Origin of the sequence: Mycobacterium sp. E2479, from assembly GCF_001667925.1 — a bacterium.
GTDB lineage: Bacteria > Actinomycetota > Actinomycetes > Mycobacteriales > Mycobacteriaceae > Mycobacterium.
In genome coordinates this window covers 1-15,140 of sequence record NZ_LZJR01000098.1, presented here as the reverse complement: position 1 = coordinate 15,140, position 15,140 = coordinate 1, and the positions used below count along the sequence as shown (strand labels likewise).

The 15,140-nt window shown below is 68.0% G+C and carries 14 protein-coding genes; 6 read left to right on the top strand and 8 right to left on the bottom strand.

What is annotated here, in order from left to right:
• Positions 1-681, bottom strand: a 681-nt coding sequence (locus tag A5686_RS16445; protein ID WP_231986392.1) for an SDR family oxidoreductase, incomplete at its 3' end; no start/stop codon positions are given.
• A gap of 45 nt (positions 682-726) precedes the next feature.
• Complete coding sequence (ttfA, locus tag A5686_RS16440) at positions 727-1,605, bottom strand: trehalose monomycolate transport factor TtfA (protein WP_067936302.1); 879 nt, start codon at positions 1,603-1,605, stop codon at positions 727-729.
• Positions 1,606-1,712: 107 nt separating this feature from the next.
• Here ttfA and A5686_RS16435 point away from each other — a divergent pair, with 107 nt between their 5' ends.
• The gene (locus tag A5686_RS16435; protein ID WP_231986391.1) at positions 1,713-2,573 is read left to right on the top strand and encodes an enoyl-CoA hydratase/isomerase family protein; all 861 of its coding nucleotides are present in this window, start codon (positions 1,713-1,715) and stop codon (positions 2,571-2,573) included.
• On the opposite strand, the gene clpB is transcribed toward A5686_RS16435, so the two are convergent.
• Complete coding sequence (gene clpB / locus A5686_RS16430; protein WP_067936298.1) at positions 2,539-5,085, bottom strand: ATP-dependent chaperone ClpB; 2,547 nt, start codon at positions 5,083-5,085, stop codon at positions 2,539-2,541. The two genes, A5686_RS16435 and clpB, sit on opposite strands and share 35 nt — an antisense overlap.
• A gap of 120 nt (positions 5,086-5,205) precedes the next feature.
• On the opposite strand from clpB, the gene A5686_RS16425 reads away from it, so the two are divergent.
• Genes A5686_RS16425 through A5686_RS16415 form a run of 3 tightly spaced genes read left to right on the top strand, consistent with a single transcriptional unit; the run spans position 5,206 to position 7,768 of the window.
• Positions 5,206-5,649, top strand: coding sequence for a DUF3060 domain-containing protein (locus tag A5686_RS16425; RefSeq protein WP_067936294.1), 444 nt, complete (start codon positions 5,206-5,208; stop codon positions 5,647-5,649).
• A gap of 32 nt (positions 5,650-5,681) precedes the next feature.
• Entirely contained in the window at positions 5,682-6,863 is a 1,182-nt protein-coding gene (locus A5686_RS16420) for an FAD-binding oxidoreductase (protein ID WP_067936291.1), read from the top strand.
• Positions 6,864-6,865: 2 nt separating this feature from the next.
• The gene (locus tag A5686_RS16415; RefSeq protein ID WP_067936308.1) at positions 6,866-7,768 is read left to right on the top strand and encodes an aldose 1-epimerase; all 903 of its coding nucleotides are present in this window, start codon (positions 6,866-6,868) and stop codon (positions 7,766-7,768) included.
• Between the two features lie 149 nt (positions 7,769-7,917).
• Here A5686_RS16415 and A5686_RS16410 read toward each other — a convergent pair whose 3' ends face one another.
• The 5 genes from A5686_RS16410 to A5686_RS16390 form a co-directional block, all read right to left on the bottom strand.
• Positions 7,918-8,301 carry a heat shock protein transcriptional repressor HspR gene (locus A5686_RS16410; RefSeq protein ID WP_067936288.1) on the bottom strand — a complete coding sequence of 128 codons (384 nt, stop codon included), beginning with the start codon at positions 8,299-8,301 and terminating at the stop codon, positions 7,918-7,920.
• Complete coding sequence (gene dnaJ / locus A5686_RS16405; protein ID WP_067936285.1) at positions 8,301-9,479, bottom strand: molecular chaperone DnaJ; 1,179 nt, start codon at positions 9,477-9,479, stop codon at positions 8,301-8,303. Before dnaJ ends, A5686_RS16410 begins: the two co-directional genes overlap by 1 nt.
• Before the next feature lie 60 nt (positions 9,480-9,539).
• The gene (gene grpE, locus A5686_RS16400) at positions 9,540-10,199 is read right to left on the bottom strand and encodes a nucleotide exchange factor GrpE (protein WP_067936281.1); all 660 of its coding nucleotides are present in this window, start codon (positions 10,197-10,199) and stop codon (positions 9,540-9,542) included.
• Positions 10,196-12,058, bottom strand: a complete 1,863-nt coding sequence (gene dnaK, locus A5686_RS16395) for a molecular chaperone DnaK (RefSeq protein ID WP_067936278.1) — start codon at positions 12,056-12,058, stop codon at positions 10,196-10,198. The genes grpE and dnaK overlap by 4 nt, the downstream gene beginning before the upstream one ends.
• Positions 12,059-12,189: 131 nt before the next feature.
• Positions 12,190-13,131 (bottom strand): LysR family transcriptional regulator, encoded by a 942-nt coding sequence (locus A5686_RS16390; protein WP_067936275.1) that lies wholly within the window; start codon positions 13,129-13,131, stop codon positions 12,190-12,192.
• Between the two features lie 87 nt (positions 13,132-13,218).
• Between A5686_RS16390 and A5686_RS16385 the strand changes: the two genes are divergently transcribed.
• Both A5686_RS16385 and A5686_RS16380 read left to right on the top strand, forming a co-directional pair.
• Positions 13,219-14,703, top strand: a complete 1,485-nt coding sequence (locus A5686_RS16385; protein WP_067936305.1) for an aldehyde dehydrogenase — start codon at positions 13,219-13,221, stop codon at positions 14,701-14,703.
• A 5-nt stretch (positions 14,704-14,708) separates the two neighbouring features.
• Positions 14,709-15,140, top strand: a 432-nt coding sequence (locus A5686_RS16380) for an amidohydrolase family protein (protein WP_156750105.1), incomplete at its 3' end; no start/stop codon positions are given.

Sequence of the window (15,140 nt, the reverse complement as noted above, 5' to 3'; positions counted from 1 at the left end):
CGTCCATACCTTGCGCCGGGGACTGCAGTGCCCCGTGGGGCGGACGTGGCGCGGGTGCCTCGGCTTGACCTCGAGCCACATGAACGACGGCGACTTGGCCATGTCGATCCCGGCGCGGTCGTGGAATTCGGTGTGCACGTAGCCCGGACACACCGCGTGCACGGATACGCCGGTGCCTTGCAGGCCGACGGACAAGCCCTCGCTGAACGAGATCACCCACGCCTTGGACGCCGAGTATGTCGAGCCGCGCCCCGGCACCAGCCCCGCAACGCTGGCGATGTTGATGACGGTGCCGGCCCCGGCCTCCAGCATGGTCGGCAGGGCCGCGCGGGTCAGGTGCATGACCGCGGTGACGTTGACATCGAGCTGGGACTGCAGCAGCACGGGATCGCTGGACCAGAAGTCGCCGGAGGTGCCGAAGCCGGCGTTGTTCACCAATACGCGCACTCCCCCAGCGGCCAGCCGGTCGCACACCCGTTGCCGGCCTGCGGCATCGGCCAGGTCGGCGGGCAGGATCTCGACCCTGCCCGAGTGTTCTTGCAGTTCGTCCGACAGCCTGGTCAGGCGGTCGACGTCGCGGGCGACCAAGATGAGGTCGTAGCCGTCGCCGGCGTAGCGCCGCGCGAACCCGGCGCCGATTCCGGACGTGGGCCCGGTGATCAGGGCAACGGGGCGGGGCATGAGCGACATCCTAATGACGGCGGCATCATCGGCCGCCGTGAGCCGTCAGCGCTGATAGTTGTTGGCCTGGTGGCCGTTGCGTCCCGAGGGAGGTGGCCGGCGGATGGTTTCCGAGCGCCCGTCGGACCGAGGCTGGTCGCGGCGCACCGGCTCGGCGCCGTGACGACCTGACTGAAGATCCGGCCCGAGCGGCCCCGCCACGTCTTGTTGCGCGCGGCGCGGCGGCAGCTCGGCCCGGCCCGCCGGCGCCAACGGCCGGCTGGGCGAGGCGTTGCGCGGCCCGGCCGGCGCCCCGGTCTCCTGAACGGTCTCCTCGGGCAGCGGCGGCAGCACCCGCAGCAGGTCGTTGAACTGGCGCACGGTGCGCAGGCCCTCGTCCCACTGGGCGCGGGTGCTGGTCATGGGCATGGCGACCAGCGTCCAGTTCTGCTCGTTCCACATGATCTCGGCGCTATCCGGAGCGGTGTGCGCAAAGGTGACCATGCGGCGGTCGCAGGCCCGTCGGGCGGCATCCAGATTGGTGGAGTAGACCATCCGCGGCCCGATCGCACCCAACAGCCAAATGTCGCTCTCCCGTGGCTCTTTGAGGCCCTTGAGCCGCAGATCCACCACGACGTTGGTGCCCACCTTGCGGTGCAGCGCGATGACGGTGGCGACCTCTTCCAGGTCGAAGATGTAGACGGCCTCGCCGCGGATCTGACCCAGCACCACGTTCTGGGCGGCGACGTCGCCGACCGTCGACATCACCCCGCGCTTCCAGCGCTTGACGATGTCGGCTGATTCGCGCTCGTAGTCGAACCCGTGCGACCGCGCCCACGACTTGCGGCGCCTGCTGCGCCCACGCCGCCGATCGATGTCGACGTACAGCAGCACCCCCGCGCCGACAAAGCACAGCGCGGAGAGCGTGAACCAGAGGGGGACCATCCAAAACAGGGTATCTGCTATTGGCCCGGAACATGGAAGGCGACCAGGTCACAACCCAGTTACTTATTGTGCGACCCGCCCGGGACCGCCTCCCGTATTGTTCGGCCATGGTGTACCAGGGCTATCGGCTCATTCGCGTCGCCAGAAACGGTGGGATCTGCCGGGCCACGATCGACAATCCGCCGATCAATCTGCTGGACGTGGCGCTACTCACCGAGATCGACCGCCTAACGCGCGAGGTCGCCGCCGACGACGAGGTGCGGGTCCTGATCGTCGACTCGGCAGACCCGGAGATCTTCATCGCACACGCCGACGTCTCGTTGCTGCACGACCTGCCGGCCGACGACACTGCGCTGCACGACGAGCCGTCGTTCTTCCACGCGATGACCGAGCAGATCCGGACGTTGCCAAAGGCGACCATCGCAGTCATCGAGGGTGTCTGTCGCGGCGGCGGCTGCGAATTGGTGATGGGCTTCGATCTACGCTATGCCGCGCTCGGCACGACGGTGCTGGGTCACCCGGAGGTGTCCGTCGGAATCATCCCCGGCGGCGGCGGCACCCAGCGGTTGCCCCGGATGGTCGGCCGCGGCCGGGCACTCGAAGTGATCCTTGGCGGCATGGACATCGACGCCGCGACTGCAGAAGCCTGGGGATACGTCGACCGGGCCCTGCCCCCCGAAGAGCTGCGACCGTTCGTCGACCGGCTGGCCGCACGCATCGCAGCGAGCCCGCCCACCGCCATCGCAGCGGCCAAGCGGGCGGTGGACACCGCTCTGGACGGGGCGATCGACATGACAACCGGCCTGCGTATCGAGGATCAGCTCCTTCGGGAAACCGTCGCGGAGCCCGCGGCCCGCCAACTACTGAAAGCGATCATTTCGGCCGGCGCCCAGACCCGCGAATTCGAGTTGGGCGCCGCGCAGAAACGAGGGCCTAGCCCAGGATCAGCGAGTCGCCGTCGGGGCTGACGTTCACCGGAACGGTGTCGCCGTCGTGCACGTCGCCGGCCAACAACAGCTTGGCCAGCTGGTCACCGATGGCCTTCTGCACCAGGCGGCGCAACGGCCGCGCGCCGTAGACCGGATCGAATCCGCGCTGCGCCAACCACTGCTTGGCCGGCAGCGACACCTCCAGCGTGAGGCGGCGCTGCGCCAGCCGCTTCTGCAGCTGGGCCAGCTGGATGTCGACGATCTGCACCAACTCGCCGGGCTCTAGGCCGGCGAAGATGATCACGTCGTCGAGCCGGTTGATGAACTCCGGCTTGAACGCTGAGCGCACCGCCGCCATCACCATCTCCTCGTCGCCGCCCGACCCGAGGTTGGACGTCAGAATCAGGATGGTGTTGCGGAAATCGACCGTGCGGCCCTGCCCGTCGGTGAGCCGGCCCTCGTCGAGCACTTGCAGCAGCACGTCGAACACGTCCGGGTGCGCCTTTTCGATCTCGTCGAACAGGATCACCGTGTACGGACGCCGCCGCACCGCCTCGGTCAGCTGACCGCCCTGGTCGTAGCCGATGTATCCCGGCGGGGCGCCGACCAGCCGGGCCACCGAGTGCTTCTCGCCGTATTCGCTCATGTCGATGCGGACCATCGCGCGTTCGTCGTCGAAGAGGAACTCCGCCAGCGCCTTGGCCAGCTCGGTCTTACCGACGCCGGTCGGCCCGAGGAACATGAACGATCCGGTGGGCCGGTTGGGGTCCGCGACGCCGGCGCGGGAACGCCGCACCGCGTCGGATACCGCTGTCACCGCCCTCTTTTGGCCGATGACGCGCTTGCCCAGCTCGTCTTCCATGCGCAGCAGCTTGGCGGTCTCGCCCTCGAGCATGCGGCCGGCGGGGATGCCGGTCCACGCCGACACGACATCGGCGATGTCGTCGGGGCCGACCTCCTCCTTGAGCATCACGTTTTCGCGGGCCTCGGCATGGGGCAGCGCGGCCTCGAGTTTCTTCTCGACCTCGGGGATGCGGCCGTACCGCAACTCGGCCGCCTTGGCCAGGTCGCCGTCGCGCTCGGCGCGCTCGGACTCCCCGCGCAATGTGTCCAGCTGTTCCTTGAGCTCACGCACGACGTCGATGGCGTTCTTCTCGTTCTGCCACCGGGTGGTCAGCTCGGCCAGCTTCTCTTTCTGGTCGGCCAGCTCTGAACGCAGCTTCTCGAGCCGCTCCTTGGACGCCTCGTCCTCCTCCTTGGCCAGCGCCATCTCCTCGATCTCGAGGCGGCGGACCAGACGCTCGACCTCGTCGATCTCGACTGGCCGGGAGTCGATCTCCATCTTCAGCCGGCTGGCGGCCTCGTCGACCAGGTCGATGGCCTTGTCCGGCAGGAAGCGGGCGGTGATGTAGCGGTCGGACAGCGTCGCGGCGGCCACCAGGGCCGAGTCGGTGATGCGCACCCCGTGGTGTACCTCGTAGCGGTCCTTCAGCCCGCGCAGGATGCCGATGGTGTCCTCCACCGAGGGCTCGCCCACCAGCACCTGCTGGAAGCGGCGCTCCAGCGCGGCGTCCTTCTCGATGTACTTGCGGTATTCGTCGAGCGTGGTGGCGCCGACCAGCCGCAGCTCGCCGCGGGCCAGCATCGGCTTGATCATGTTGCCGGCGTCCATCGCGCCCTCGCCGGTCGCCCCGGCGCCGACGATGGTGTGCAGCTCGTCGATGAAGGTGATGATCTGTCCGGCGGAGTTCTTGATGTCGTCGAGCACGGCCTTGAGGCGTTCCTCGAACTCGCCGCGGTACTTCGCGCCGGCCACCATCGAGCCGAGGTCCAGGCTGATGACGGTCTTGTCGCGCAGGCTCTCGGGCACGTCGCCGGCGACGATGCGCTGGGCCAGCCCCTCCACGATCGCGGTCTTACCGACACCCGGCTCACCGATCAGCACCGGGTTGTTCTTGGTGCGACGGGACAGAACCTGCACGACGCGGCGAATCTCGTTGTCCCGCCCGATAACCGGGTCGAGTTTGCCTTCGCGGGCGCGCTCGGTGAGGTCGGTCGAGTACTTCTCCAGCGCCTGGTAGGTCGCCTCGGGCTCCGGGCTGGTGACCCGGGCGCTGCCGCGCACCTTGACGAACGCCTCGCGCAACGCCTGCGGCGAGGCGCCGTGGCCGGTCAGCAGCTTGGCGACGTCGGAATCACCGGTGGCCAGACCCACCATCACGTGCTCGGTCGAGACGTACTCGTCGTCCATCTCGGTCGCCAGTTGCTGGGCCGTGGTGATGGCGGCCAGTGATTCGCGCGACAGCTGCGGCTGCGAGCTCGCGCCGCTGGTTTGGGGCAGCCTGTCGACCAGGCGTTGCGCCTCGGTGCGGATGGTGGCGGGCTGGACGCCGACAGCCTCCAGCAGCGGCCCGGCGATGCCGTCGGCCTGCGTCAACAGCGCCATCAGCAGGTGCGCGGGCCGAATCTCCGGATTACCCGCGGCCGACGCGGCCTGGAGTGCCGAGGTGAGCGCCGCTTGGGTCTTGGTGGTCGGGTTGAAAGAGTCCACGACACCTCCGTTCGTAGTACAAAATGCTTGTCCACATGTCCAACGCCGTCAAGGTTGAGTGTGTTCCGCTCAACTCTACCGAGTTTTGGGCGATATGGCGTTCGGGGTATCCCCGAATCGATGACGCAGACGACGCAGCACCCCGACCAGGCCGACGGCGAGATGCCCAGAACTCCGCGCCGCGTTGCGCGGGCCTTCTCGCTCACCGCGGTGGCCGTCGGACTGGCGCTCGCGGGGCTGGTCGCGATCGGGCTGCATAGCGACTTCGCCGCGGGTGGCCCGTCGACCACGGTCCCGCAAGCCGGCACGCTGCAGGCCAGCGGGATCGGCACGACGAAGACGATCCCGTGTCACGCCGGCTACCTGTCGGTGAGCGGGAAGAACAACACCATCACCCTGACCGGGCACTGCACCAGTGTGAGCGTCTCGGGCAGCGGCAACCACGTCGCGGTCGACAGCACCGACGCGGTGAGCGCATCGGGGACCGGCAACGTCGTTCTGTATCACTGGGGTTCACCCAAGATCGACAACGTCGGGACGGCCAACATCGTCCGACAGGGCTGAATCACCGGCGGTCGAGCCTAGAATCGGGGCCCGTGAGCCTGGAGGACGTCGACGCACTGCGGATGCTGCGCGACGCCTTCGCCCCCGAGGAGTCGGGTTCGGCCGGGGAACCCGATGGGCTCGTGCACCGCTTTTACACCCATTGGTTCGCCCTCGACGCTTCGGTGCGCGACCTGTTCCCGCCCGAAATGGCCGCCCAGCGGCTGGCTTTCGGCCATGCGTTGCACTGGGTATACGGCGAGCTCGTCGCGCGGCACACACAGGAGCCGGTGTCGTTCCTGGCCCAACTCGGCCGCGATCACCGCAAATACGGTGTGCTGTCCCCGCATTACGAGACGCTGCGGCGGGCGTTGTTGACGACCCTGCGCGCCCACCTGGGTGCGGCCTGGACCGACACCCTCGACCAGGCGGCCAGGCAGTCGCTGAATTTGATCACCGGCGTGATGAGCGGCGCCGCGGACGCCGAGGAGGGTCCCGCCTGGTGGGACGGCACCGTCATCGAGCACATGCGGGTGTCGCGCGACCTGGCGGTCGTCCGCCTGCAGCTCGATCAGCCGATGCACTATCACCCCGGCCAGTACGTCAACGTCCACGTGCCCCAATGCCCGCACCGCTGGCGGTATTTGAGTCCCGCGATTCCGGCCGACCCGAGCGGCGGAATCGAGTTTCACGTCCGCCTGGTTCCCGGCGGCTTGGTCAGCACCGCGATCCTCAACGAAACGCGCACCGGCGACCGGTGGCGGCTGTCCAGCCCGCACGGCGGCCTGCGGGTCGACCGCGACGGGGGCGACGTGCTGATGGTGGCCGGCAGCACGGGGCTGGCGCCACTGCGGGCGCTGATCATGGACCTGTCCCGGTTCGCGGTGAATCCGCGGATACACCTGTTCTTCGGCGCCCGATACCGCTGCGAGCTCTACGATCTGCCGACCCTGTGGCAGATCGCCTCGCACAATCCGTGGCTGTCGGTATCGCCCGTCTCGGAGTACAACAGCGACCCGTCCTGGGCCGCAGACTATCCCGACGTCACGCCACCGCGCGGCCTGCACGTGCACCAGATCGGGCGACTGCCCGAAGTGGTGACCAAATACGGCGGCTGGGGCGATCGGCAGATCCTGGTGTGTGGCGGGCCGGCGATGGTCAACGCCACCAAGGCCGCCCTGATCGCCAAAGGGGCACCGCCCGAACACATTCAGCATGACCCGCTATGGAGGTAGCCATGCACGTCGTCACCCTGCACGATCCGTCGTCGCCGGTGGTCGCGCAGTTCGTCCCCGAGGCCGGGATGATCGGCACGTCGCTGCGCGACGCCGGTGTCGAACTGCTGGGCCAGCGCCGCGGCCTGGACGCCTACATCTCGGACGGCAAGACGATGGGCATCCCGATTCTGTATCCGTGGGCAAATCGATTGGGCGAGAACACCTATACCGCGCAGGACGTCACCGTGAGCCTGTTGCCGGGAGAAAACGGGGTGCGCACCGACCCCAACGGGCTACCCATCCACGGCGTCCTGGCCGCCTACCCTGGGTGGCGGGTGACGGCCGAGACCGCAAACGAGCTGACCGCCGAACTGGATTTCGGCGCCGATCCCCGATTGCTGGCCAGCTTTCCCTATCCGCATGTGCTCGCGGTGACGGCGCGGCTGGCCGACCGGAGGCTGACGGTCCGGGCCACGGTCACCGCGACCGGCGACCGGGCGGTGCCGCTGTGCTTCGGGTTCCATCCCTATCTGCAGCTGCCCGATGCGCCGCGGGCCGACTGGGTCATCGAGACACCGCCGTTGCGGCACCTGGGCCTCGACGGCAAGGGCCTGCCGACGGGCAATTCCGAGCCGCAGCCGGCGCGGGAAGAGGCGTTGCGAGACAAGGCCTTCGACGATGCGTATGACCAGGTGGCCGAGGGTTCGGTGTTCGCGGTGTCCGGCGGCGGGCGCCGCATCGAGGTGCACTTCGAACGCGGCTATCCGGCGGCGCAGATCTTCGCGCCGCCGGTCGACGACCCCGCGAAGGCGATCGTGTGCTTCGAGCCCATGACCGCACCGACCGACGCCCTGCGCCGTGGCGGCTACCGCTGCGCGCGGCCGGGCGAGCCGGCGGTTACGCAGTTTTCCATCCTGGTGTGATCTCGGTGACCACTTGGGTCTCTTCAGTCGCTGCCTGATGGCCACTGGGTGAATGCCAAAAGCGCTAGCAGATGCGCTAGCGCTTTGCGGATTGTCCCTATGCCTCCGGGAACGGAAACCCTTGGGGCGAAAGTGAAACCGAGCGACAGTCAACGGCCGCGGCGCGGCTGCCACACCACCAGCGCGGTGCTCTTGGGCACCACCGCCACGTCGCGGCGCTGGCCGGCCCGCGTCTGCGCCAGCTCCTCGGTCAATTCTTTGACCCGGGCCTGCAGCGCTTCGACCTGGTTGGTCAGCTCGATGATCCGTTTGATGCCGGCGAGGTTGACGCCCTCGTCCTGCGAGAGCCGTTGCACCTCCCGCAACAGGTCGACGTCGTGCTCCGAATACCGCCGTCCCCCACCGGAAGTCCGGCGCGGGCTGACCAGGCCGAGCCGGTCGTAGGTGCGCAGCGTTTGGGCGTGCATGCCGGCCAGCTCGGCGGCCACCGAGATCAGAAAGGTTCGGGCATCCTCTTTGCGGTTCTTAGCCATCAGCGATTACCTGCCCATCCGGCCCGGGGGTCGAAGCCGCTGGACCGCTCCGCGGCGGCGTAAGCCTCCAGCGCCTCCTGGGCTGCGCCCTCCAGATTCGGTGGTACGGCGACCTTTACGGTCACCAGCAAGTCCCCGTTGCCGCCGCTGCGCTTGGGCACGCCACGCCCGCGCACCCGCAGGATGCGGCCGTCGGCGGTGCCCTTGGGCACCCGGACACCGACTTTGCCATCCAGGGTGGGCACCGAAATGGTTGAGCCCAGGGCCAACTCGGCGAAGCTGACCGGAACGGTCACCGTGAGGTCGTCGCCGTCGCGTCCGAACACCTTGTCCGGGCGCACGTGCACGGTCACGTACAGGTCACCCGACGGCGCACCGCGCAATCCCGCCTCGCCCTGGCCGGGCAGCCGGATGCGCTGTCCGTCTTCGACTCCCGGTGGGATCCGCACATTGATCGTGCGGGTGCGGGTGGTGACGCCGGTGCCCTTGCACTCGTCACAGGGGTGCTCGATGATCGAGCCGCTGCCCCGGCAATCGGTGCACGGTTCGGAGAAACCGAATGCGCCCTGGTTGCGGTTGATCACACCGGAGCCGTTACAGGTGGGGCAGACCTTCGGGCTGGTGCCCGGCCGCGCGCCGCTGCCATGGCAGTTGGTACACGGCGCCGGACTGGTCAGCCGCAGCGGCATCGCCACGCCCTTGGCGGCCTCGACGAAATTCAGCTGCGTTTCCGTCTCGAGGTCGTTACCGCGCCGCGGCCGGCTGGGACGGGCGCCCGAACCGCGCCCGAACAAGCCGCCGAACAGGTCACCGATGTTGGTGCCGCCGCTTCGGCCGGCGGCATCGAACAAATCGTTGAGGTTGAACTCAGCGCCGTCACCGCCGACGTTGAAGCCCCCGAACCCGCCGCCGTCGAACCGGCGCCCGCCAAAACCACCGCCGGCGAACAGCCTTCGGGTTTCGTCGTATTCCTTGCGCTTGGCCGGATCCGACAAGACGTTGTGCGCCTCGGAGACCGCTTTGAATCTTTCGCCGGCGGCGGGGTTGTCGGGGTTGGCGTCCGGGTGTAGGTCGCGCGCCAACTTGCGGTAGGCGCGTTTGATCTCTTCGGGACTGGCGTCAGAGGAGACGCCCAGCTCCTTGTAGAAGTCCTTTTCGACCCATTCACGCTGGGCCATGTCGCGTCACCCCCTCACCACTTTCTCTTGGTCACTCTTCCAATGTGCTGATTGTGTGGTCTAGTCACCGGACGTGCCGGCGTTATCGTCCGATTCGGCGGGGTCGGTTTGCCCGGCCGCCGCGGCGGACTCGGCGGACTCGGCGGTTGCGTCGCCCTCATCGTCGACCGTGTCGACGACGCCGACCAACGCGTGGCGCAGCACCTGATCGCCCAGCTTGTAGCCCTGACGCATGACGGTGCCGATCACCGGACGGGAGCCGTCGCCTTCGTGCTGGACGGCTTCGTGCAGCACCGGATCGAAGTCCTCGCCCTCCTCGCCGAACGCCGACAGGCCGAGGCCGGTCAGCGCGCTTTCCAGCTTGTCGGCCACCGACTTCAACGGCCCGGACTCCAGGTCGCCATGCTTGCGTGCGCGGTCGAGATCGTCCAACACGCCCAGCAATTGGTTGACGACGGCGGCCTTGGCCCGGTCCGCCGCGGCTTGCTGATCGCGCAGCGCACGCTTGCGGTAGTTCGCAAAGTCGGCCTGCACCCGTTGCAGATCGCCCAGCAGTTCGGCGGCCTTGCCGGCCTCCTCGGGTGATTCACCCGAGAAGTCGCCCCGCGCAGCCCCTCCCGGCGCGTTGCCGGGAGGGACCTGCCGTACTTCACCGGTCTCAGGGTCGATTCGCCGCTTGTCAGTGACTGTCACCTGTTCCTGTGGATTGCTTTCCGTCACTTGGACTCCCGGTCATCGTCGACCACCTCCGCGTCCACGACATCGTCAGCGGAGCCAGACCCGTCGCCTGCCGCGCCGCCACCGGCCTGCTCGCCGGCGGCCTGGGTGGCCTCGTAGATCGCCTGTCCGAGCGCCTGCGATTCCTGCCCCAGCTTCTCCATGGCCGCCTTGATCGCGGTGATGTCGGTGCCGGCCAGGGCCGTCTTGGCCTCGGCGATCGCGGCGTCGACCTTGGACAGCGTGTCCTCGGGGACCTTCGAGCCGCCCTCGGCGTCACGCTGGTCCTTGACGAACTTCTCCGTCTGGTAGACCAGCGATTCGGCCTGGTTGCGGACGTCGGCCTCTTCGCGACGCTGACGGTCCTCCTCGGCGTGCGCCTCGGCGTCCTTGATCATCCGGTCGATCTCCTCCTTGGACAGGCCGGAGCCCTCCTGGATTTTGATCGTGTTCTCCTTGCCGGTGCCCTTGTCCTTGGCGGTGACGTGCACGATGCCGTTGGCGTCGATGTCGAACGTGACCTCGATCTGTGGGACGCCGCGTGGGGCCGGCGGGATGCCGGTGAGTTCGAAGGAGCCGAGCAGCTTGTTGTGCGAAGCGATTTCGCGCTCACCCTGATAGACCTGGATCTGCACCGACGGCTGATTGTCGTCGGCCGTGGTGAAGGTCTCCGACCGCTTGGTGGGGATGGTGGTGTTGCGTTCGATGAGCTTGGTCATCACGCCGCCCTTGGTTTCGATACCCAGGCTCAGCGGCGTAACATCAAGCAGCAGAACGTCTTTCACCTCGCCCTTGAGCACGCCGGCCTGCAGGGCGGCGCCCACGGCGACAACCTCGTCGGGGTTGACGCCCTTGTTGGGCTCCTTGCCGCCGGTGAGCTCCTTGACCAGCTCGGTCACCGCGGGCATCCGGGTGGAACCACCCACCAGGACCACGTGGTCGATCTCGGAGACCGAGATACCGGCGTCCTTGATCACGGACTGGAAGGGCTGACGCGTGCGGTCCAGCAGATCCTGTGTGATGCGCTGGAATTCGGCGCGGGTCAGCTGCTCGTCGAGGAACAGCGGGTTCTTGTCCGCGTCGACGGTGATGTACGGCAGGTTGATCGACGTGCTCTGCGAACTCGAGAGCTCGATCTTGGCCTTCTCGGCGGCCTCACGCAGCCGCTGCATCGCCATCTTGTCCTTGGTGAGGTCAATTCCGCTGGTGCCCTTGAACTTATCGACGAGCCACTCGACGACGCGGTCATCCCAGTCGTCCCCACCGAGGTGGTTGTCACCGCTGGTGGCGCGGACCTCGACCACACCCTCGCCGATCTCGAGCAGCGAGACGTCGAACGTACCGCCACCGAGGTCGAAGACCAGGATGGTCTGTTCCTTCTCGCCCTTGTCCAGGCCGTAGGCCAGCGCGGCCGCGGTCGGCTCGTTGACGATGCGCAGGACGTTGAGGCCGGCGATCTGGCCGGCTTCCTTGGTCGCCTGACGCTGGGCGTCGTTGAAGTACGCCGGCACGGTGACCACCGCGTCGGTGACGTCCTCGCCCAGATACGCCTCGGCGTCGCGCTTCAGCTTCATCAGCACGCGGGCACTGATCTCCTGAGCGGTGTATTTCTTGTCATCGATCTCGACGGACCAGTCGGTTCCCATGTGTCGCTTGACCGAACGGATGGTGCGGTCGACGTTGGTGACCGCCTGGTTCTTGGCGGGCTGGCCGACCAACACCTCGCCATTGCGCGCGAAGGCGACGATGGACGGCGTGGTCCGCGAACCCTCCGAGTTGGCGACGACGACTGGGTCACCACCCTCGAGGACTGCGACGACGGAGTTGGTGGTCCCGAGGTCGATACCGACCGCACGAGCCATGGTGATTCCTCCTGAATATGTAGAGCTTGCTTGGTGTCACTATGCTGAGTGAACCCCGCTCAAGCCTGCCCGTGGGGCTGGTGGGCTGTCAACCCGGCATTGAGTGTGGTTCGCTCAACTTGTCGATCATGTTAACGGCGATCGGTGCCGCCTTGTTCCCGGGGTGGCTGACTATTCGGAGCCCCGTCGGCAACATCCTCGATCAGCGCCAGCAGCGCGCGGGTGGCCGCGCTGACCGGCCGGGTCCCCGAGGTCGCCACGTAGAGCCGCCACTGCAGGTCGTGCCCGGTGATTCGGACGCTGACCAAGCCCGAGCTGTCGATGCCGTCGAGGATGGACCAGCTCAAAAAGCCGATGCCCAGCCCCTTGCGGATGCAGGTCGCCGCGGTGCCGATGTCGGCAACCTCCACCGCGACGGTCCGCTCGACACCCGCAGCCGCGAACGCGGTGTCGACCACGGTGCGGTTGCCATACCCCGGCGGTCCGTCGACGAAGGACATGCCCGCCAGATCGGCCAGTGAAACCGTCTTGCGCCGCGTCAGTGGATGCTCGGCGGGCACCACCAGCAGGAGGGGCACCGACGCGACCAGCCGGGTATTCAGGTCAGCCGGTGGTGGTCCGGTGAACACCAGAAAGGCGACGTCGAGGCCCCCGTCGCGCAATTGGCCGGCTAGACCGGCCGAGCCGGCGCTGGCCGCACGCAGGTGGACGACCACCTCGGGGTGACGGGCGTGCAGTTCGGCCAGCACGGTCGGCACGTCGATGACGCTGACCGACGTCAACGTGCCGACCCTGACGGTGCCGCGCACGGTGCCCCGGGCGGCGTCGACCGCGTCCTTGGCCGCGCGGGCGGCGTCAAGCGTGGTCCGGGCGTGGGGCCGCAGCGCTTCTCCGGCGGGGCTCAATGTCGCTCCGCCCGGGCCCCGGACGAAGAGCTCGGTGCCCAGTTCGCGTTCGAGCGCCTTGATCGTCGCCGATACTCCGGATTGCACGACCCGCAGTCGCGTGGCCGCTCCGGTGAAGCTTCGGCTGTCCGCGACGGCCAGGAAATACTCGAGGTGGCGAAGCTCCATATCAGCGATTATCACCAATAATGATCAAGCGCATCAGAATATATCGTTGGTGCTGATCGTGGGGTCGGCCATACCGTGACAATGCCCATGAATCAGCAAACCCCCACCGAGATCGGCACGCGGTGGTCGTCGGGGTCCCCCGACGACAGATTCGTCGTGGAAAACCCCGCCACGGGTCAGGTCGTCACCGTGGTGCAAGGCGCCGGTATCGACGAGGTGGACAGGGCGGTGCGGGCGGCACACGCCGCGCACCTGAGCTGGAAGCACCGCCCGGCCCGTGAACGCGGCCGCTATCTGCGGCGGGTCGCCGACGTCATTCGCGCGCACGCCGACGAGATCGCCGCCCTCGAGTCGCTGGAAATGGGCAAGCCGATCAGCCAGGCCCGCGGCTTCGACGTGGAAGCCGCGATCGGAATCTTCGAATACTTCGGCGCCATGGTTGAGGTGCTGCCGAGCCAGGCGCGCGACTACGGCCCGATCTTCGACGTCACCACGCTGGAGCCCTACGGCGTGATCGCCGGCATCGTGCCCTTCAACTGGCCGCCGATCCACACCGCGGGCAAGATCGCTCCCGCGCTGGCCGTCGGCAACGCCGTCGTGCTGAAACCGCCCGAGCAGACGCCATCGGTGGTGCTGCGGCTGGTCGAACTGATCCAGTCGGTGCTGCCCGACCCGGTGGTGCACGCCGTGCCCGGCGGCGGCGAGGTGGGCGCGGCGCTGGCCGAGCATCAACTGGTGGGCAAGATCTCCTTCACCGGATCACCGCTCACCGGTTCGGCTGTGCTGCGCACCGCGGCCGGCAACCTCACGCCGGCGCTCATGGAGCTGGGCGGAAAGAACCCGCTGCTGGTATTCGACGACGCCAATTTGCGCGAGGCACTGCTGGCCGCCGTCGAAGGTGGCTTTTTCAACCAGGGCGAGGCGTGCACAGCGTCCTCGCGAATCCTGGTGCAGGACAACATCTATGCCGAATTCGAGAAAAGGCTGTGCGCCGCGGTCTCCCAGCTGCGGGTGGGCGACGGCGCCGACCCCGGCACCGACGTGGGCCCGCTGGTCACCAGGGCACAGCGCAAGCAGGTGCTGGAATATCTCGACATCGGCATGGCCGAGGGCGCCCGCATCGCCGCCCAGGCTCCGCTGCCGCAGGATCCCGAACTCGCGGACGGCTTCTACGTCGCACCGACCGTGCTGACCGGCGTCACACCGGGCATGCGGGTGGCGCAGGAGGAGATCTTCGGCCCGGTCGTCGCACTGATCCGGTTCACCGACGAGGCCGAGGCGGTCCGCATCGCCAACGGCACGCCGTACGGACTGGTCGCCGCGGTTTTCACCGCCGACGGCGATCGGGCGCTGCGGGTGAGCCGGCAGATCCGGGCCGGAGCCGTCTTCATCAACAACTACGCGCGGATGGCCATCGGCAGCGGATTCGGCGGCGTCGGCCACAGCGGGTTCGGCCGCGAGCACGCACAGGAGACGCTGGCCGAATACGGCTACACCAAAACCATCCGCCTGGCCGCCAACCGCGACGAGCTGCCGTATTGGAACGCCGCCACCCGAGTCGTCGAAGGATAACTCAGATGCGTGTAATCGCCCTTGAAGAGCATTACGCCACAACGGAATTCCTGCGTGGGCCGGGCACCTGGCTCGCGTCGCGGCCCGGCATCGTGGAACCGGCCAGCGATCTCGGCGACGGCCGCATCGCGGCGATGGACGAGGCGGGGGTGGATCTGGCGGTGCTGTCACTGGCCGCACCCGGGGTGGAACAGCTGGACCCGGACGAAGGCGTTCGGCTGGCCCGCGACTGTAACGACCGGCTCGCGGCCGCGGTGCAGCGATACCCGGATCGCCTGGCGGGTTTTGCCACCGTGCCCACCAGCGCCCCCGACCAGGCGGCCGACGAACTCGAACGGGCCGTGCGCCGGCTCGGCTTTCCCGGCGCGGTGATCAACGGACACAGCCGGGGCCGTTACCTGGACGACCCGTTCTTCGAGCCCATCCTGGCCCGCGCG

What these genes read in the sequence shown, in the direction of transcription:
- A5686_RS16415 (WP_067936308.1), top strand. Translation starts at nt 6,866, where the DNA reads ATGCACGTCGTCACCCTGCACGATCCGTCGTCGCCGGTGGTCGCGCAG.
- dnaK (WP_067936278.1), bottom strand. Translation starts at nt 12,058, where the DNA reads ATGGCTCGTGCGGTCGGTATCGACCTCGGGACCACCAACTCCGTCGTC.
- ttfA (WP_067936302.1), bottom strand. Translation starts at nt 1,605, where the DNA reads ATGGTCCCCCTCTGGTTCACGCTCTCCGCGCTGTGCTTTGTCGGCGCG.
- dnaJ (WP_067936285.1), bottom strand. Translation starts at nt 9,479, where the DNA reads ATGGCCCAGCGTGAATGGGTCGAAAAGGACTTCTACAAGGAGCTGGGC.
- A5686_RS16385 (WP_067936305.1), top strand. Translation starts at nt 13,219, where the DNA reads ATGAATCAGCAAACCCCCACCGAGATCGGCACGCGGTGGTCGTCGGGG.
- A5686_RS16435 (WP_231986391.1), top strand. Translation starts at nt 1,713, where the DNA reads ATGGTGTACCAGGGCTATCGGCTCATTCGCGTCGCCAGAAACGGTGGG.
- A5686_RS16425 (WP_067936294.1), top strand. Translation starts at nt 5,206, where the DNA reads ATGACGCAGACGACGCAGCACCCCGACCAGGCCGACGGCGAGATGCCC.
- A5686_RS16390 (WP_067936275.1), bottom strand. Translation starts at nt 13,131, where the DNA reads ATGGAGCTTCGCCACCTCGAGTATTTCCTGGCCGTCGCGGACAGCCGA.
- A5686_RS16410 (WP_067936288.1), bottom strand. Translation starts at nt 8,301, where the DNA reads ATGGCTAAGAACCGCAAAGAGGATGCCCGAACCTTTCTGATCTCGGTG.